This is a genomic window from Dictyobacter kobayashii (assembly GCF_003967555.1).
Classification (GTDB): Bacteria; Chloroflexota; Ktedonobacteria; order Ktedonobacterales; family Ktedonobacteraceae; genus Dictyobacter; species Dictyobacter kobayashii.
In genome coordinates this window covers 1020441-1038238 of sequence record NZ_BIFS01000001.1, presented here as the reverse complement: position 1 = coordinate 1038238, position 17798 = coordinate 1020441, and the positions used below count along the sequence as shown (strand labels likewise).

17 protein-coding genes and 1 pseudogene are annotated in these 17798 nt (G+C 49.1%); 6 read left to right on the top strand and 12 right to left on the bottom strand.

Annotated features, from left to right (window positions below; translation table 11 throughout):
- Positions 1–147: 147 nt before the first annotated feature.
- The 3 genes from EL645_RS04595 to EL645_RS04585 form a co-directional block, all read right to left on the bottom strand.
- Positions 148–1092, bottom strand: coding sequence for a radical SAM protein (locus tag EL645_RS04595; protein ID WP_126554027.1), 945 nt, complete (start codon positions 1090–1092; stop codon positions 148–150).
- 123 nt (positions 1093–1215) lie between these two features.
- Positions 1216–1650, bottom strand: coding sequence for a hypothetical protein (locus EL645_RS04590; RefSeq protein WP_126548929.1), 435 nt, complete (start codon positions 1648–1650; stop codon positions 1216–1218).
- A gap of 50 nt (positions 1651–1700) precedes the next feature.
- On the bottom strand, positions 1701–2510 hold the full coding sequence (locus tag EL645_RS04585) for a hypothetical protein (protein ID WP_126548928.1): 810 nt from the start codon (positions 2508–2510) through the stop codon (positions 1701–1703).
- A gap of 75 nt (positions 2511–2585) precedes the next feature.
- Here EL645_RS04585 and EL645_RS04580 point away from each other — a divergent pair, with 75 nt between their 5' ends.
- Entirely contained in the window at positions 2586–3011 is a 426-nt protein-coding gene (locus EL645_RS04580; RefSeq protein WP_126548927.1) for a hypothetical protein, read from the top strand.
- A gap of 194 nt (positions 3012–3205) precedes the next feature.
- Here EL645_RS04580 and EL645_RS04575 read toward each other — a convergent pair whose 3' ends face one another.
- The 7 genes and pseudogenes from EL645_RS04575 to uvrB form a co-directional block, all read right to left on the bottom strand.
- Complete coding sequence (locus EL645_RS04575; protein WP_126548926.1) at positions 3206–3877, bottom strand: hypothetical protein; 672 nt, start codon at positions 3875–3877, stop codon at positions 3206–3208.
- A 528-nt stretch (positions 3878–4405) separates the two neighbouring features.
- Positions 4406–5151, bottom strand: a pseudogene (speB, locus tag EL645_RS04565) (agmatinase).
- A gap of 458 nt (positions 5152–5609) precedes the next feature.
- A complete protein-coding gene (locus EL645_RS04560) occupies positions 5610–6044 on the bottom strand; it encodes an S-adenosylmethionine decarboxylase family protein (RefSeq protein WP_126548923.1) in 435 nt (144 codons plus the stop codon).
- A gap of 287 nt (positions 6045–6331) precedes the next feature.
- Positions 6332–7441, bottom strand: a complete 1110-nt coding sequence (locus EL645_RS04555) for a homospermidine biosynthesis protein (protein WP_126548922.1) — start codon at positions 7439–7441, stop codon at positions 6332–6334.
- 513 nt (positions 7442–7954) lie between these two features.
- Positions 7955–8236, bottom strand: coding sequence for an alpha/beta fold hydrolase (locus tag EL645_RS40675; protein ID WP_218031733.1), 282 nt, complete (start codon positions 8234–8236; stop codon positions 7955–7957).
- Positions 8237–8292: 56 nt separating this feature from the next.
- Entirely contained in the window at positions 8293–8772 is a 480-nt protein-coding gene (locus EL645_RS40670) for an alpha/beta fold hydrolase (RefSeq protein ID WP_218031732.1), read from the bottom strand.
- Between the two features lie 141 nt (positions 8773–8913).
- Positions 8914–10905 carry an excinuclease ABC subunit UvrB gene (gene uvrB / locus EL645_RS04545; protein WP_126548921.1) on the bottom strand — a complete coding sequence of 664 codons (1992 nt, stop codon included), beginning with the start codon at positions 10903–10905 and terminating at the stop codon, positions 8914–8916.
- A 237-nt stretch (positions 10906–11142) separates the two neighbouring features.
- On the opposite strand from uvrB, the gene EL645_RS04540 reads away from it, so the two are divergent.
- The 4 genes from EL645_RS04540 to EL645_RS04525 all read left to right on the top strand — a co-directional run bounded on the left by EL645_RS04540 (position 11143) and on the right by EL645_RS04525 (position 14215).
- A complete protein-coding gene (locus EL645_RS04540; protein ID WP_161977107.1) occupies positions 11143–12117 on the top strand; it encodes a protease pro-enzyme activation domain-containing protein in 975 nt (324 codons plus the stop codon).
- 3 nt (positions 12118–12120) lie between these two features.
- A complete protein-coding gene (locus EL645_RS04535) occupies positions 12121–12687 on the top strand; it encodes a S8/S53 family peptidase (protein ID WP_136625165.1) in 567 nt (188 codons plus the stop codon).
- The gene (locus EL645_RS04530; protein ID WP_126548918.1) at positions 12678–12890 is read left to right on the top strand and encodes a hypothetical protein; all 213 of its coding nucleotides are present in this window, start codon (positions 12678–12680) and stop codon (positions 12888–12890) included. The genes EL645_RS04535 and EL645_RS04530 overlap by 10 nt, the downstream gene beginning before the upstream one ends.
- 137 nt (positions 12891–13027) lie before the next feature.
- A complete protein-coding gene (locus EL645_RS04525; RefSeq protein ID WP_126548917.1) occupies positions 13028–14215 on the top strand; it encodes a zinc ribbon domain-containing protein in 1188 nt (395 codons plus the stop codon).
- Between the two features lie 112 nt (positions 14216–14327).
- Here EL645_RS04525 and EL645_RS04520 read toward each other — a convergent pair whose 3' ends face one another.
- Positions 14328–15578, bottom strand: a complete 1251-nt coding sequence (locus EL645_RS04520) for a PD40 domain-containing protein (protein ID WP_126548916.1) — start codon at positions 15576–15578, stop codon at positions 14328–14330.
- The gene (locus EL645_RS04515) at positions 15575–16285 is read right to left on the bottom strand and encodes an RNA polymerase sigma factor (RefSeq protein ID WP_126548915.1); all 711 of its coding nucleotides are present in this window, start codon (positions 16283–16285) and stop codon (positions 15575–15577) included. The genes EL645_RS04520 and EL645_RS04515 overlap by 4 nt, the downstream gene beginning before the upstream one ends.
- Before the next feature lie 681 nt (positions 16286–16966).
- On the opposite strand from EL645_RS04515, the gene EL645_RS04510 reads away from it, so the two are divergent.
- Positions 16967–17671, top strand: coding sequence for a DUF4397 domain-containing protein (locus tag EL645_RS04510; RefSeq protein ID WP_126548914.1), 705 nt, complete (start codon positions 16967–16969; stop codon positions 17669–17671).
- The last annotated feature ends 127 nt before the right edge of the window (positions 17672–17798 follow it).

Sequence of the window (17798 nt, the reverse complement as noted above, 5' to 3'; positions counted from 1 at the left end):
TTTGCCGGATCCTTACTAATTTTAACCACTTTTCTCAGCTTGAGATATGTAGTTTTCCCTACAGATTATAACGTGCCTGGTCCATTGTGGGATAGGGCAATTCTGGATTATCAATTGATGGTCATCCAGAATTGTCCCTTCTCATTATTACGTATCAGAAGTCATATCTACCTCAACCAGATCCTCCTGGACAAAGCCTGCAGTCAGGTTGAATTCATCAAGCGCATCCAGGGCTGTTTTGTATTCCGCCCAGGACAAACGGCGATTGAGAACAGGATCATTAACCGCCTTCCAGGCTGGAAAATATTGATCCATCAGGCTGATTGGGGTATCAGGTCCCAGTTCTTCTGCGATCCAGCGCAGAACGTCGCGAGTCCCTGAGACATCTTCAGGCATGACAAGGTGTCGAATCAGCAGACCTCGTCTTGCGATGCCCTCATCGTCTACTTGAAGAGGACCCACCTGGCGATACATCTCTCTCAGGGCTACCTGATTATGGTCTACATAACGAGGCATCTTAGAGGTCCGCAACGCATTTTTATTATCGGAATATTTGGCATCTGGCAGATAGATATCTACCACGCCATCCAACAATTTCAGCGTTTCCAGGTTTTCATAACCTGCGCAGTTATAGACAAGGGGTAGACGTAACCCCTTCTCGCAGGCAATTACCAGGGCCGCCAGAATCTGGGGCACAAAATGAGTTGGCGTGACCAGGTCCAGATTGTGGCAGCGCTTCTTCTGCAAGTAGAGCATCATATCGGCCAGGCGCGCGGGGCCGACACGATGACCCAGGCCACCCTGGCTGAGTGAAAAATTCTGGCAATAGGTGCAGCGTGCCTGACAATAGCCGAAAAAGATTGTACCGGCTCCGCGTGTACCACTGATTGGAGGCTCTTCACGGCGATGGACATTCCAGGAAGCCACAATCGCTTCCGTTCCCGAATGACAGACTCCTGTTTTTCCGGCAGTGCGGTCGCAATGGCAGTTCTGAGGGCAGATCGTGCAATTGCGCAAGACCTCCCAGGCTGCCGCGGCCCGTTCTGCTAATTCACCTGTCTCATAGAGATTGAGATAGCTTGGATAAGACATGCTAGCTACTCCGGTACCTTCTAGTTTGGTACTCATCGCTGCTGTTGTGCTAAAACGACTGTTCACAAAATGTGCCCAGTGCTTAGACTGGACACATCCTTGAATTTAAAAGATCGCCAATGGTTACTCTTGTTGTGATGGCCACTTAAAGCCCTTTTGTGAAGGCTTGGGGCCACTGGAGCTGGGGGCCGACTTCTGTCCTTTTCTGCCACGTGGTGTGGCTGGACGGCGTGGTCCTCGGTTGGCGGATGTCGATCTGCTGGCTCTGGAAGGCGACTCTTCTGAGGAGATATCTTCTTCCACAGTGATCTGTTCAACCAGCTTATCTGCATTTTCGTCGATCTCGGTCCAGAACTGGGCATTTTTGCGCTGTTCTGGTCGTGAACCCTTCAAAACACGTCCATTGGGAAGCCGGGTAACGTGCTTTTCTTCGGGTTGCTCATAGCGAGCTCGAGGATTGCGAGGTGCGCGCTTTCTTGGCTCTTCGACCTGCGGCGCTTCGACCTGTGGCGCTTCACCCTGATCGAACTGCTCGTAATCGCCCTCAAATTGCTCCATATATTCTTTTTGGCGCTGCTCATCGCGGGCCTGCCGTACTTCAGGGCGGCTTAGCCAGCGAGGATTGGGTGGACGCTTGACTTCATCACGTGGGCGAAAATCACGGCGCGGGGGGCGCCCGCGGAAATCACGTTCTGGCCGCTCATGGCGTGCACTCCCACGTGTACCCGGAGCAAAGGTTCCTTTTTCCCCACGGGATGCGTTGCCACGATCTTGTGGCGGTCTACTCCCCTGGCGACTGCGTGGATTGGGGGCGTCGCCAGTGCCGCGGCGATTGCCATAGCCTGGTCGCTCAGGGCCGGCATCATTATAGCTACGGCGATTACCACCACCATAACCTGGCCTCTCAGATCCGGCGTCATTGTAGCTACGGCGATTGCCGCCATAACCTGGCCTCTCAGACCCGGCATCATTGTAGCTACGGCGATTGCCGCCATAACCTGGTCGCTCAGATCCGGCGTCATCGTAGCGATTATTGGAATTGAAGGACCGGGAGCGCGGGCCCTGTTGATTTCCATATGGGCGCTCAGAGCGCTGTGAATTCCCATGCTCGTAGTTGCCCTGGCGCTGCTGGCCATAGGGTCTGCGGTTGCCCTGTGTCTGTTGGGAGGAATTGTCGCTAGAGCGATTATTGTTGCGCCAGTTATTGCGGGGGACTGTGAAGAGCCATTAGAACTGCGTGGATGGTAATCCGCGTGTGTCCGTGTGGCACCATTCTCCCAGGCGCGATCTACCATTTCTCGGTTGAGGCGAGGCCGAGCTGGACGTGAAGATCGCTCGTCACTATATCGGCTGGAGGATGAATCACGAAATGGCGGACGTGAGCCATCTCGTCTCTGCTTATTGAATTCTCTGGTCATGTTTCCTTTCAAAGTCAGGCTTTGTTAAAAGCAATCAGAAATGCCGCATGTGCGGCGAGCCAGGCACCTTGCTACGTGTTGTTAGATGAGCTCTATAGAAGATGCATTGCATCCTTCTTTACCATCGTCAGCGCCCTTGCTCATCTGATTAATGTCATGCTATTAGAAGCAATCGTCAATGCCGCTCAAATGTGGTTAGCCCTGCTGCTCCTTCGCAGTTACTGCAGCGGATCTAACTCTGGCAGACCTGTCAGCCACCCAGGCGACTTCGCTCAGACGATTGAATGGCATGCCATATTGGGGATGTACTTAACTATAAGTAGTGGACAGATCAGTAAGATCTTGTTGGAATCTTCCTCCCATCGGTCGTTCCGCACCTACTCTGATATCTTTGACGCGTTGCGCTCCGCTATGCCAGGTTTTATGGGATGCGTCCCTGTTAGTATACCACAACTTCTGTTCTGTCCACCACTCTGTCCAGGCTCACTTCTCGTGCTGTGAAGGGCTATGACAGCAAAAATGGGAGCTTTTTTTCAGGTCAGGCGCTCGCACTGAGCGTGTCTGAAACGCATGTGGTTTGTGCCTGCGGCCCCTGACGGTTCGCGCCTTTTGCGCTCAAAAATTTGTATGTGTGGTGGCAGAAAATGCGCGGCCGCGCATTTTCTGCCACCACACATACAAAAAGATTGGGACGTCTATGCTGGAACAGCGGGCAAGGGCGCCGCATGTAGCGGAACGCTTTTATAATTGCTCTGTGCGCTCCCAAAGATTGCTAGTTTATGGCTATCAATTTCATCTGGTAGCAGCGGTCTGAGACGAACTTCATAATAATGATTATGCTCTATAAAAGTAGCCTTGCTCTGTTGTCCCAGTTCTTTCTGCAAGCCTTGCCATTGGGCCTTCTTTAATATGATGGCCTGTTTCGGAATGGTATATTTTAAACAGGCGGACTCTTTATTGGGGTCAATATCTTCGGGAGGGGAGCCACATTCAAACTGTGCCGCCTGGGCCAGTGTAAAGGTCGTATCTTTCCAGGCCATGCTGGTTTGTACGCGATCATAAGAGGGGGCTCTGCGCACCAATAAGGCTGCTGCCGAGGCATGATAGGCTTGCGATGGTCCTGTGAGCGTATTCACGATCTGTGTAATTGCCAGCCCTACTTGCTGGTATGCTGACATATCCTCGGGCGATTGTGGATGATTCCCAAAGGTTCCATAGGCTATTTCATGAACCTGGCCATTGACCGTCAAATCCAGCAACGTCACATTTTGATCGGGCAGATCTGAGAATGACTGACGTTTCAATGCCAGCAATCCATACGTATTAATAAGCGCGTTTAAGAGATGCTGGAGCTGATCGTCATCCAACTTCCCTGCCGCTCAACCCCTATTATATATGTCCCATCGCCATAGATGCTAAGCTGGGGACTAAAAGACAGCGAACCATATAAGCCACCACCATAAAATGTACGTATAATCACGTCATGGGATTAGTGCTATACGTGATAGTCTGGGAGGAGGCACTCTCAAGCGTTTGCTGATGAGTAGCTGTGGAAGTGCTGCATCCCATCACTAGCAGGCTGGCAACAAGGAGATAGCAGAAGAGGAGAGAGAAAAAAATGATCCTCTGTTTTGTGGGGTATATAATCTTGTTCAAACTATGCACTATTATGCTCCCAGGCATGGCTATGCAACTATCATAGAGCAACATGAGCGACTGTATTTTTGGGATCTCTTAATTGCAGTTTCATTATAAGAGAGCTATCAAACCACACATATGGTAGTGTTTTTTTCTTGTATACGTGCGTTGGCGCGCCTGAGCAGTTATATATGTAATACGGGATACGCGCCTCGAGGCGCGTATCCCGTATTACATATATAACCAATATATAGTGCTTAATTTTTAAACAGGCGGTAGCCAATCATTTTGTAGGCCAGCTTGGCAGCCAGAAAATCAGCGCGCGTCTGGCCTTCCATTGGGCAGAGCTCGACCACGTCCATGCCGACAATCGTGGTACGCCGACAGATCTCCTGGAAGAGGTCGAGGATCTGATACCAGCTTAATCCTCCGGGTTCTGGTGTGCCTACGGCAGGCATTTCGCTGGGTCGATTGCATCCAGGTCGATCGTCACATAGGTATGCTTGCCCAGGTGCTCCCATGGAATACGGGCCAGACCCTTTGCAATCTGATAGGCCCAGACTACTTCCACATTGGGTTTCGTCTTCATGAATGCCGCCTCTTCAGGACTGAAGCTGCGTATACCAATCTCTAGCAGTGGAATGCCCATATCTACTACGCGGCGCTCAATGGATGCATGCGACAAAGGGGTGCCCTCATATTCGTCGCGCAGATCGCCGTGCGCATCGATATGTACTACCGTGAGATCTGGATATTGCTCATGCACCGCCGCAATCACCGGGGCTGACAGAGAATGTTCTCCACCCAGGGTAAGAGGTATCTGGCCGTGTGCCAGTGCTTGCCGCACCGCGTCTCCCGTTACCTGCAATGCCGTGGCATGATCCATATCAGTATAATCAAGAACTGGATATGTATACACGCCCGCCTCGATTGGACAGCAATCAAGCTCCTCATCATAGAGCTCCATCTGGCTAGAAGCATTCAAAATCGCCTGTGGGCCCATGCGTGTCCCCTCCATATAGCAAACGCTATATTCTAGCGGAGCCGGAATAATCGCGATACGTGCCGTCTCAGGATCACAATGAGGAGCATCGGGTGCCCCAAACTGACTGATCAACCCATCTTCCATTGAAAACAGTTCCTTATTAATTATTATTATCTCTAGATTTTATTGAGTGTGTATGTATTCTCATTGGGTGTTGCGAGATGTGCGCGCCGCGCACATCTCGCAACACCCAATGAATTTTTGAGCGCCGCAGGCGCGAACCGTCAGGGCTACAGGCACGAAACGCCTGGTTTTCAAACCCACTCAGTGGACGATATATGCATTGTAGCATTCTCAGCCACAAAAGAAAACAAAAAAAAGTGAGGTGCCTTCCTCTTTTTGAATGGCAGGCACCTCACCCTCCGGCGTCGGGAGATAGGAACGCGAAGTTACACTTCGCTTTTCTCTTATTGCCCTTAGCGCACCCCCAGTTTCGCTAAGCGGCGTGCTTCCATCGCCTGCTCATAGCGCACTGGATCTGGCTCTTCAGGACGTAGTGAGCGGGTAGCTCGAACAACGAAATGAGCCTCAACATCGTCTGTCTGGAAAATCTCTTTAGCAAAGGCGATTGCATCTTCCTGACTGAACTCTTTGCAGGAACAGATGTCGATATCAACTTCCCCATACTCAGGCCATGCATGGAGGCTAACGTGACTCTGGGCAATAACAACAAAACCAGACATGCCAGCGTCAAGAGGGTTTGAGGTTTCAATATCATACAGATGGACAGGGCTAACTTTTTCCATCGCAACACGCTCTGGCAATTCACTGAGTGTGCGACGCAGCAAAGCCTCATCACTCAGGATATTCCGGTCAATATTGTAGAGTTCCAGCATCAAGTGGACCAGCATCGCATTTTCCTCCTAATATGTTCCAATTGTGCAGGTTTATGGCTACCATCGTAAGGGCTATGCCTGCAATTTAACTGTGCGCTACATTTTCTGCACACTGGTTGATATTATACATTAGGTTGTCAAGCTAATGCTCAGGAAATTGCGAAATTTTTACCTAATTAGCAATGGTTTTCTACCTAATGGCCAGTAAGCAATCAACCTAAATGGCATTTAGCTGTCAACCTAAATACCATTTAGTGCTCCACCTAAACAAGAGCTCTGCTATGCATTAGATGGAAGTTAGCTTATGGCCGGGTTTTTTTACCTGTTTCATAGGCTTCTTTTAATTCAGTAAGCATCTCATGTCGTTTTGCGAACAGTTCCCGACGTGGTCGTGGCTGCGCCTTGCTCACCGCGTAGGCGGTAAGCAGTGGTAGAGCAATAGTAGAATCTCCATAAACCACCACCGTATCGTTGAGCTGATCGGGTTTGATTTTACCCCATGAAACGGCCTCTGAAGGCGTTGCACCAGAGAGTCCACCCCAGTGAGGCGCATCAGCGGTAATTTGAATGAAGTAATCATGACCGCCTTTTTGGATGCCCAGTACTTCCCATAATTGGGGTTGTGTTTGCAGGTAGAAATTCTTTGGACTGCCGCCACCAAGGATAATCACACCATTCCGTGTGGCATGATGGACGATTGCGGTTGTCTCATTTACGTCTGCCAGCGGATCGAGCGTGAGTTGACTACCATCAAGTGCATTGCGGGCCACGTTCATGCCAATGGAAGAATCGCCCGGGGAAGAAGTATAAATCGGCACATTCCAGGCTGCCGCCTGGGCCAGTACAGAGTATTCAGGCTTGACCCCTGCTTTAAGCAATTGTTGCCCCAGGTGATAGTGTAGTTCTGAGGTTGAGATTGGGTGATTAGGCAGGCTGCGCAGGCTCTCGCGCACGAAGGCATCTGTATCCAGCAAGACCTGGTCATTGAAGAGGATATCATAAATACGAATCACCCCTTCTTCCTGCAATTTAACATCGTCCAGCCGGAAATCGCCACGATGTAAGGACATCGCCAGCGCATGATGCATATCGTGGTAAAGATTGGCACCTGTACTGACGATGAAATCTACAAAGCCATACTCCATCAATGTCAATACGCAGCCGCCCAGGCCAGCGGGCGTCAGGGCTCCGGCCATGGTAAGACCAATAGTTACATCCTGCTCAGGGTCCAGCATACGTTCTGCGTAGACGCGGGCCGCCTCATTCAGGCGAGCTCCATTATAGGCTTGAAATTGCTCATCGATCAGCTCCGCTACCGTCATATTCGGGCGGACACGGCGGGGTAGGATCTGGGCGCCACTCAATAATGCGCTGTTATGTTCTTCTTTAGAAGCGTCATGGTGATGAGTCATTCTATTTTTACGGTCCTTTCTATAATCGTGTTCAGCAAACACACTATACTATACCCGATTTTTGCCGGTTGCGCACAACGTTTGTATGAATAAAGGGAGGATCAGGAGGTATCTTTTTTATGTTTTTTACACAGACCGTATTTATCTAATGTCGAATTGTTTCTGTGGGGCGGTATTCTAGTAATAGTGTTGTAATGAGGCCTTTTATATGAAGGTAAAATTTGATTTAAAATGCGATCAAAAGCACCTAATGTTTAGTTGCTCTATAGGTATACAGCTTCTGAAATATGTTCACATTTCTTTTTAGCATAAATTGTTATTTTGAGCGTTAAGGGGAAAGTTAGCCAATGAAATATGTAGAAGGGAGTTATATATGTATTAGGGCAAGCCTTGTCTTTTCGCGGGAATCTGTAGAGTGGAGTCAGTGTGATATTTATGCTAACATCTGGTGGGGAGAGGGTAGACCGGAACCCTCACCAGATGGTTTCTAATAGCATCCTATGCAGTCAGATATTATTGGTTCGGCGTTTGCTTTTTTGCCAGGAATGGAGTGAGGACGGGTAGCAGAAGATCGGGACGGAAAACAATATTGTAATGGGTAGTGCCAGGCAAGATGGCGAGTTGGGACGAAATGAGATTTTCACCATTCCAGCCAGCATCCTGCAAACCACCGCCAAGGAGAGTGAAAAACTCTACTGCATGGGTGGGAGGAAGAGCGTCAGAGTCGCCGGTGACAATTAACGTAGGAGGTTTCAAGGCTACGACCTGCTCTGTCCAATCATAATCCTGGCTCATGCCATGCTTCATTTTGGCCACAAGGGTAGTAAAATCATCTGGTCTTGGCGCAACGCTTATATAGGCTTCATGTACAGGAGTGCCAATGAAGAACTCAGGGCTATGGAGGACATGCCTGTCTGCGTTTCAGAATGCCAGCCTGTATGTTTGAAAGGAGCAGAGATGAGCACGAGCTTGTTGACGCGTTCTGGATGGCGAATGGCGGTCTGGAGAGCCACCGCTCCACCAAGAGAGTAGCCCAGGACATCGGCTTTCTCGAGTCCGAGATGTTGGATGAGGCTTGCAATATCGTCACCCATCTGCTCAAAGTCGATGGCGCGGTCCGTGATGGCTGTGCGTCCATGCCCATAAAGATCGACACCTATGACTTGATGATCGCGCATAAGTGCGGGAGAGAGTGCCGCGAACATATCAAAGGTGCCAAAGCCGCCGTGCAGCATGATTAATGGTTCACCTGTGCCATGGATTTCGTAGTAAAGGTTGATGCCGTTTACTGCGGCGTAGTTTCCTGCTGGATTGTTTGTGTTGTTGGTCATTGTAAATACTCCTCTGGTTTTAGGTAATGCTCGCTTTTATAGTATTCTATTTGGATAGAGGGGAAGTGGAAGAAAAAAGCAGTTTTAGGGGCGCGAAAAAGAGGAGCCTGAATGCGGCTCCTCTTTTTTGTGTCGGGTTGGTTATTCGACCAGCGAGCGGCGCAGTTCAATGATCTGGTCACGGAGCTGGCCGGCTTTCTCAAACTCCAATTGTTTGGCAGCGGCACGCATCTGGGATTCCAGATCTTTGATCAAGCGCACTGCTTCATCCTTTGGTATACCAGCCAGCGCAACGGCAGGACTCTTGCCGTCATTCTCATTGTTGGCACCACTCATAGCTTTGATGCGCTCTGAAAGCGTCTTAACCTCTTTATGGATGCCTCTAGGCGTAATGTTGTGCTCTTCATTGTAGGTGAGCTGTAATTTTCGACGACGATTGGTCTCATCGATGGCTCGTTGCATTGAGCCAGTGGTGCGGTCGGCGTACATAATGACGCTGCCCTCTACGTGACGGGCGGCACGGCCAATCATCTGAATCAACGAACCCTCGGAACGTAAGAAGCCTTCCTTATCAGCATCCAGAATCGCTACCAGGGACACCTCGGGCAGATCAAGTCCTTCGCGCAAGAGATTGATACCGACCACCACATCATAGACACCCAGGCGCAGGTCGCGCAGAATCTCGATACGCTCAATGGTGTCGATTTCTGAGTGGAGATAATGTACTTTGATATTGAGCTCTTGCATATAGTCAGCAAGATCTTCGGCCATCTTCTTGGTCAGTGTTGTCACCAGGACGCGCTGTCCCTTGCTAACCCGGAGGCGGATCTCATCTAGCAGATCATCGATCTGTCCTTTTGTAGGCCGCACACTGATTTCTGGATCTATCAAGCCCGTTGGTCGAATCAACTGTTCGACGATTGCCTGGCTATGTTCATATTCATAAGGTCCAGGTGTCGCTGATACAAACAGGGCCTGGTTTAACTGGCCTTCAAACTCATTGAAGGTCAACGGACGATTGTCCATTGCTGATGGTAGGCGGAAGCCGTAGTCTACCAGCACCTGTTTGCGTGATCGGTCACCGGCAAACATGCCACGCACCTGAGGCAGGGCAACGTGCGACTCATCCACGACCAGCAGATAGTCATCGGGGAGATAGTCCAGCAGCGTCCATGGCTGTTCTCCAGGACCACGGCCGGCCAGGTGGCGCGAATAGTTCTCAACACCAGAACAGAAACCTGTCTCGCGTAGCATCTCCATATCAAAGTTCGTACGCTGTTTTAAGCGGGCCGCCTCCAGCAGTTTACCTTCGGCCTCTAACACTTTCAGGCGCTCTTCCAACTCAGCTTCGATCAATTCGATGGACTTAAACAGCCGTTCACGTGTGGTTACCCAGTGTTTGGCGGGATAAATGTCCAGCCGCATGCGCTGATTGAGAATCTCACCGGTCAGAGGATCGATATCCGTCATGCGCTCAATTTCATCGCCGAAGAACTCGATACGTACCGCGACATCTTCATAGGCGGGAAAGATCTCCAAAACATCACCGCGTACGCGGAAGCGACCACGAATAAAGTTTGCATCATTGCGCTCATACTGGATCTCTGTCAGGTGGCGCAAAATCTTATCGCGACGACGCTCCTCACCCACTTTGAGCGTCATTACTACCTCGCCATATTCATCTGGACTACCCAGACCATAAATACAGGATACCGAGGCCACAATCAAAACATCACGGCGCTCAAACAGGCTCCGTGTTGCCGACAGACGTAATTTCTCAATTTCCTCATTGAGCATACTCTCTTTTTCCACATAGGTATCGGTACGTGCGATGTATGCTTCTGGCTGATAATAATCATAGTATGAAACAAAGTATTCGACCGCATTATTGGGGAAAAACTCTTTATATTCGCTATAGAGCTGTGCGGCCAGGGTCTTATTTGGCGCCAGTACCAGGGTAGGTTTCTGTACCTGTTCTACAATTTTTGCTACCGTATATGTTTTACCACTACCAGTCACACCGAGTAATGTTTGATATTTCTGCCCCTCCTGAATACCTTCAGTGAGCCGGGCAATTGCATCTGGCTGATCACCAGTTGGTTCAAATGGTGCTTCCACTTTAAATGCTGGCATGCGTTCTCTTCCTATTTATCCTCTACTGGCATAGAATATTTTTTCCAATTACCTCTTTATTATATCACTTTGCAAGGTAAATTGCCCTTTTCTGAAGGGGAAAAATCAGCATACTGAACTGTTTTACGGTCCTGGGCCGTGATACAAAAAGATATTCTGAACACTTTTTTGCATAGATCGACGATGACTGTGTATTCATACCGCTATTCTTTAAATTACTTTTGGGGGTATATGTTTATGCGCTGGCTTTTGGGCAAACATGTTATGCGCCCCGGTCAACTAGTGGCCGCCCTGATCGGGCTTTGCCTGGTTATGATGCCGCTGGCAAGTTGTGGAACAACTCCAACGACCGATGTATTGAAACTGGCACCACTGGATCTGGGTATTCCCGCTGATGCCATGAACTCTAAAGTTACGGGTCCCTTAGCGGGCTCAACGGTGCTTCATGTACGGGTCACATTTAAAATAGACCCTAACATGATGAAAAAAATGCAGGATCAAAAGGTTGAGCCTGGTAAGCCCTCACATCTGGAAGATTTTGCCAAGCAGTTCGGCATTGACGATGGGACCTACCAGAAATTCAAAGATTTTTTTAGTCCGCAGGGCATTTCGCTTAAACTGAGTAAGATGCGCACCCACATGTCTATCGACGCCAAAGCCAGTAGCTTTGCGAAATTATTGCAAACGAGCTTTGTAAATCATAGCTATCATGGCCGTACCTTTTATGCTCCCGATGCTAAAAAGCCTCCCATGGTGCCGCAATTCTTATTGAATTATATCGATGCGGTAACCGGGTTGGATAATTATAGTGTGCAACCTACGCACCAGGCATCTTTTCAAGCGGCAACGCCCGCTAAAGCGCACCAGCCAGCGGCGGATTGTTCTCCACAGGATCAGACCCTGCTACCCAGGGATATTGCCCACGCTTACGGCTTTGATCAATTGTGGAATCAAGGCTTGCACGGCGAAAATATGACAATCAACCTGGTAGAGATCGATGGCTCTTTAAAAAGCGATATTCAGAATTACCTCTCTTGTATTAGTTTTAAAGGGAATGTGACGCCGGTCAATGTAGATGGACATCCACAGGATACACTGGGCGAATCGACCCTGGATATTCAGATGGTTGCGGGCCTGGCACGTTCGGCGAATATCAAAGTCTATCAGACCGATGGTACGAGCAATAATGTGAATAACGAAGCAATAATGTGAATCTTGGTCAATGATATGCAGCAGATTCTAGACGACAATGTCAATAATGCCAATTCCGGCGGCACGGTCAGCATCAGCCTTGGCGCGGCTGAGAGTGAAATGTCTCAGCAAGATATGCGTGCAATTGATCAAAGTATTCGCCAACTGACCCAGGTCGAGCACATGAATGTGTTTGTGGCCAGTGGTGACTGTGGTGCCTTTACCAGTCAGAACTATGGAGATCTCTCAGTCAGCTTCCCGGCTAGCGATCCTTCATCGGTTGCTGTGGGAGGAACCGTCCTACAAATAGATCAGGGGCAAAATCGCGCCAGTGAGACGGCCTGGTCGGATGGCTCTAATCAGGGTAGTTGTAAGAATCGCTGGGGAACCGGTGGTGGCTTGAGCCGTGTCTTTAGTGAGCCTTCGTGGCAGAACCAGGCAGGTGTCAAGAATAATCTTTCCAATGGTAAGCGCCAGATCCCTGATGTCTCGGCCGTGGCTTATGGATTGGCTGTATATTATCAGGGACAATGGGGAGCTGTTGGGGCACCAGCGCGGCATCACCCATCTGGGCAGCTGGAATGGCCTTAGTTCATCAAGGTATGCTCAAGCAGGGTAAGTCGTTTAATGCTTCACCGCAGATATTCTATGATGTCGCGAAGCAGAACGGTCGATCCTACTATGATGTTACTCAGGGGGATAATCTCTACTATCGCGCGGCACGAGGTTGGGATTACACAACGGGATTGGGAACTCCCAACCTGGCCGACTTTTATCGAACCATCACTCAGTAATCAAGAGCTTTCTGGCCGGTTGATTTAATAGTCAACCGGCCAGACCATATAACTATGCTGTTTCTGCCTGATAGCGCGTGTTGTACAATATGAGAAGCAAGAGCAAGCAATGATTTCAGCAAGGAGCAGTTATAGCTATGGCACAGGCATCGCCCCGATATTGTCCACGTTGCGGAGCTGAGACGGACCTCAGGCAGCGTTTTTGCGCCCGTTGTGGTTTGTCTATTAAATCGCCTGCGGAGCGTGCGCAACAAATTTATTCTCCACGGCCGCAACCAGCCGTCGATGACGCTGATATGTTTTCTCCCCAATACCAGGCAGCACCAGCTTTTCAAGAGCGTTTCCCTGCTCAACCCCTGGATAACAGGCCTATACAGGATGAAGATGATTTTGCACCATCTCAGCCCAGGTACTCAGCTCGTTCACGCAGACGCCGTCCCGGATGGGTTGGTCTGTTACTACTGGCGCTGGCATTACTACTCATCCTTGGGGTTGCTCTCTATTTTATATTGCCTTTGCTCGGTATTGGTAAGGCTACGCAGGCCAGCATCTCTACCAGTGATTTGCAGACCACCATCAACTATGCTGGGACTGACATACTGCTCCAGAATGTCCAACAGGCCAATAACTTTTTGGATGATCCCGCTACCCGTTCAGATGGCATGGTACGGTTACATGTGCAGGCTACCAATAAAGGAAAGAACAGTACCACTTTGATCTACCCGAATATTGCGCATGTTTTACTGCCGGGTGGGAAGGAGGTACCTGTGCTCTATGCTTCTAGCAATCCAACACTGGCTGCTGGAGAAACGCAGGTGAGCAACCTGGATTTTGCGGTTCCTGCCAGCATAAAGGCCGACCAGCTTGTTTTTCGACTGGGGGCAAGCACTGAAGCACGCATGGACATTCCCTTAAAGATGCATGCTGATGTCGGCCAATACGCACCAAAAAGCATTGACCTCAACAAAGACGCAGGCTACTTGAGTCTGGATTATCAGTTGACACAGGCGAGCACTCAATGGAGCCTGGATGGCCAGCAAGCTCCCAAAGGTATGCGCTATCTAACCCTGACTTTTAAAGTCAACAATCCACTCACCCAGTCGGTAATTGCAGGCTCACCGTTTGATTATATGCAAGTCAAAGCTGGTGCAATGACCACACAACCTCAGCAGGCCGATATGCCAGTTACGCTTGCCGCTCATGTGCAGAATCAAGCTGGCACGGCAGTATTTCTCGTGCCTCAGGATGCTAATGCGATGACCTTACTGCTGGGTACAAAAGATGGCGACGGTTTTGATCCAGGAACCGTAGACTTCACATTCTAAACCGCCTGTTGGGGCAGTCCCGAGCTATGAAGTAGAAAGCAAACATGGCATTCAAGATCACAAAAATAATGTTCTGGTCGGTTCGGCCCTTATGTCCGAACCGACCAGAACATTATTTTTGTGGTGTCAGCAGGGTCAAATTACCTTTGCCATTAGTAATCTGCATGCAGAGAATCTGACCATTCTTCAGCCAGAAAGGCGAGGTTAACTGTTGTTGCGTCTGAGGAAAAACAATCGGAGTACCATGGAAGACATAGGCGGTCAGTTTACCACCATCGCTGTATACCAGTGCCCGACTGTCGCTTGACCAGCTCCAACCGGCCAGCTGATGTTGAGGTGTAATGCTAGTCTGTTCATCCGGTTGGCTCATATTGATAGTTTGCAATATGACTTTTTTATTGGCAGCGATCTGTTCATATGTTAGCTTGTTGCCATCAGGAGACCAGGCTACATTCCCGATGGTGAATGAACCGGGAGTAACCAATCTAGTCAGTTTATTGTTCTGGAGATCCATCACATAAATAGCTCGCTCTGGCTCATTCAAGCTTTCCCGGGTTACGGCCCCGCTTTGAGAGACAACGAGAGCCAGATTGTGGCCATTGGGGGACCAGATCATATGCTGAACCAGTAACGGCTCCGACATCGAAACCTGCAATGTCGCTGGTGCCCCAGATGTGTTGGTGGACCACAATTGTGTCTTTCCATTCTGTTGTTGTGCGAACATGATCTCATTGGCATTCGTTGGTGACCAATTAGCTGCCAATGCATTATTGTGGCCGAGTAAATGCATATATTGGCCCTTGGGTACCAGAGCCAGCAAGGGATGAACCGTATTCGTAGGGGTAACAGTCGCTACCAGTGCAGACCCATCAGGAGCCCAGGCCATATCTCTAGCATAACGCATAGCCAGCTCGTTGCTTTGAACCGGGTCATCCAGGTCCGCTGTATAGAGTACACCGACCTGATTGGCTGGTTGATAGACAATATGTTGCTCTGTTGGATCTAGTGAAAGTAATAAACCGCCATCAGCTAATTCAGGTGCTACCGAGATCTCCTTGCCCAATGTATAGTGAATTCCCGCCTGAGTAGCTGGATGGAGCGCGAAATATGTCAGACTACTTAAAGCCAGGATTAAGGCGGCGGCAGAGGCAAGCACTGCAAAAGTTATATGGTTACGACGCAACGGACGCCTGGAGGGTACCTTTTGTAAGATACTATTACGTAGCTCGGGCGTAAAGTGTATCTTTTCAGCTTCTTTATGCAAGAAGCGCGAAATGCGTGCGTCCAGAGCATTGTCCGTGGTCACATTTGCATGCCGTTCTTGATAGGATGGCTCATGGTCGTCCCTGCCATGTTCGTTCATTGTGTTTCTCCCCTGTATTTAATGGGTGCTGGTAGGTATTCCGCTGACTGCATAGACAACTGTGAATACGACGCTTCTGATTGCAGGACCCGACGCAACTTTTCGTGGGCGGACTGGAGACGTTTGCGTAAGGTATTCTCGGCAACCCCTAATGTCTCAGCAATCTCAGGCATAGTCATTTTATGATAATAGAAAAGGACCAGGACGCTACGCTGATTGAGGGGGAGTTTGCTGATAGCCTGCGCCATATCGAGAGCCTCATCGATATTGGTGCTTGGGGCCTCAGCCACCTCAACAGATTGGTCTGTCGTATATTGTACAAATTGTTCTTTGAAAAGTGCTGTACGCCTGGCCACTTGCCTTTTAAAGCTTGTCGCCTGGTTAACTACAATCTTAAGCAGCCAGGCCCGTAAATATATGCGTTCCCGCAATTTATAGACATTTTTCCAGGCAAGAATAAATGAATCCTGAACAATGTCTCTGGCTGTTTCTTCATCGTGGACTAATAAATAAGCTGTGCGTAAAAGTAAAGAACCATAACGATCGACGATCTGGGTAAATGCATACTCGTCACCAGCGAGAAAGCGGGTCACCATTTCCGCCTGCCAGGCGCCATCCTCTGATACCTGTGCATCGAATGTCGCGGGTGTCTCTATATCTTCTCGGGCAGATGGCGTTGATTGTGTTTCTGATCTTTGTTGTCTCACAATTTTTTCGTGCCAGCACTATACCAGTCAAAAAGACCAGGAGCTGCATGCACGCCTCCTGTACTCCTAATAGTGTTCATGAGCGTCGGCCCTTCATCTTCATGACCAAAGAATGTTCCGCTCCAGTTCAGGCTTAAGAGAAGAGGGACGGCTGATTGTTCCCACCGTGACCACCATGTGAGAATAGGTACTACTCCTTTCCTCATCGTGTCAGAAGATAGACAGTGGCATAGATAAGAATGCCAGAACATATACTCTTTGTTTTTCTCCTAAAGAAACGACGTGAGGAACACCCAAATAGGGTATCAAACAGTATCTATTTGAACAGGTTACATGTTTTATCTCTTCAACGCTTCATTTCATGACTTTTTTGCCAGCAAAACCTGAAGTAGGAGCTTACTGTTCAATCTCGACTAGAGTCTGGCTGAGCCAGATGAAAAAATCAAAAAGTTATGAATTTGTAATACTTTTTAGCAGTTCAAGACGTCACTAGACTGTAGCACTTTAAGCAGGAAGTTTGGTTCTTCTGCTATAAAGTCAGCTGTTTTGCGTTAGAGATGTGTATTGTAGTGGGGGAAAACTTTCCTTCATCGCGCTGCCTCGTGATCATTTTTAATGAACTCTCATGAAAAAGGGCATAAAGAAAGGTTGCAGGCAGTAACTTAAGAGGTGAGAGTGGTAATGAAACAAAAATCGTTTGTAGATCTTTTGCGAATCCGTGTACCTTTGCTGTTAGGTGTGCTGATTTTATGTCTGTTTATGTCGGCTAATGCATTCGCAGTACCCGTTGCTAATGCCTCGGTACGTGCTGCCCATGCAGCCCCAGGAGCGGGCAATGTAGATGTGTTCGTGGATGGCAATAAAGCACTCACGAATTTTGCTTATGGCACTGTTTCTGATTATGTATCCGTGCCAGCTGGTACGCATACCTTGAAAGTAGCGCCTACTGGAAAAGGTGTCGGAGCCGCTGTGATTACGCAATCAGTAAATGTAACAGCTGGTGATTTCTATACCATCGCAGCCGTAGGCACAAAAGCCACGGGATTTGGGCTGCAGGCTTTCACAGATGATAATAGTTTGGGGGGAGCGGCCGCCAAAGTACGTGTCTACCACTTGTCTCCCAATGCAGGCCCTGTTAATGTTTCAGTTGGAGGAAAGCAGGTCATTACAAATTTAAATTACAAGAATGCCAGTGGCTACCTACCTGTGCCAGCTGGAACCTCTACCTTCAACGTAACTGCTGTCCAGGCCAAAGCTACTGTTCCCGTGCAAGCCACACTCAAAGCTGGTACGGTGAACAGCGTGTTTGCGATCGGTTTATACAAACAGACTCCAGCTCTACAATTTGTTGTGAAGACGGTTGCAGGTGCAAAACAGCCTGCCTGATATCAGGCAATCGAATTGTATGAGCAAGCTGCCTGACAGGTGAAGCAGTTTCTTGCAACTGATCCATTCGAGTGGCTGAGCCAGTGGCAGCAGAGCTAGCCGCGTCCGGGCGGCGTTGACGATTGCT

Excerpts from the sequence above, each read along its gene's own strand:
- EL645_RS04590 (WP_126548929.1), bottom strand. The coding sequence starts at position 1,650 with ATGGAGCAATTTGAGGGCGATTACGAGCAGTTCGATCAGGGTGAAGCG.
- uvrB (WP_126548921.1), bottom strand. The coding sequence starts at position 10,905 with ATGCCAGCATTTAAAGTGGAAGCACCATTTGAACCAACTGGTGATCAG.
- EL645_RS04555 (WP_126548922.1), bottom strand. The coding sequence starts at position 7,441 with ATGACTCATCACCATGACGCTTCTAAAGAAGAACATAACAGCGCATTA.
- EL645_RS04540 (WP_161977107.1), top strand. The coding sequence starts at position 11,143 with ATGCGCTGGCTTTTGGGCAAACATGTTATGCGCCCCGGTCAACTAGTG.
- EL645_RS04510 (WP_126548914.1), top strand. The coding sequence starts at position 16,967 with ATGAAACAAAAATCGTTTGTAGATCTTTTGCGAATCCGTGTACCTTTG.
- EL645_RS04525 (WP_126548917.1), top strand. The coding sequence starts at position 13,028 with ATGGCACAGGCATCGCCCCGATATTGTCCACGTTGCGGAGCTGAGACG.
- EL645_RS40670 (WP_218031732.1), bottom strand. The coding sequence starts at position 8,772 with ATGACCAACAACACAAACAATCCAGCAGGAAACTACGCCGCAGTAAAC.
- EL645_RS04520 (WP_126548916.1), bottom strand. The coding sequence starts at position 15,578 with ATGAACGAACATGGCAGGGACGACCATGAGCCATCCTATCAAGAACGG.
- EL645_RS04585 (WP_126548928.1), bottom strand. The coding sequence starts at position 2,510 with ATGACCAGAGAATTCAATAAGCAGAGACGAGATGGCTCACGTCCGCCA.
- EL645_RS04595 (WP_126554027.1), bottom strand. The coding sequence starts at position 1,092 with ATGTCTTATCCAAGCTATCTCAATCTCTATGAGACAGGTGAATTAGCA.
- EL645_RS04530 (WP_126548918.1), top strand. The coding sequence starts at position 12,678 with ATGGCCTTAGTTCATCAAGGTATGCTCAAGCAGGGTAAGTCGTTTAAT.
- EL645_RS04560 (WP_126548923.1), bottom strand. The coding sequence starts at position 6,044 with ATGCTGGTCCACTTGATGCTGGAACTCTACAATATTGACCGGAATATC.
- EL645_RS40675 (WP_218031733.1), bottom strand. The coding sequence starts at position 8,236 with ATGAGCCAGGATTATGATTGGACAGAGCAGGTCGTAGCCTTGAAACCT.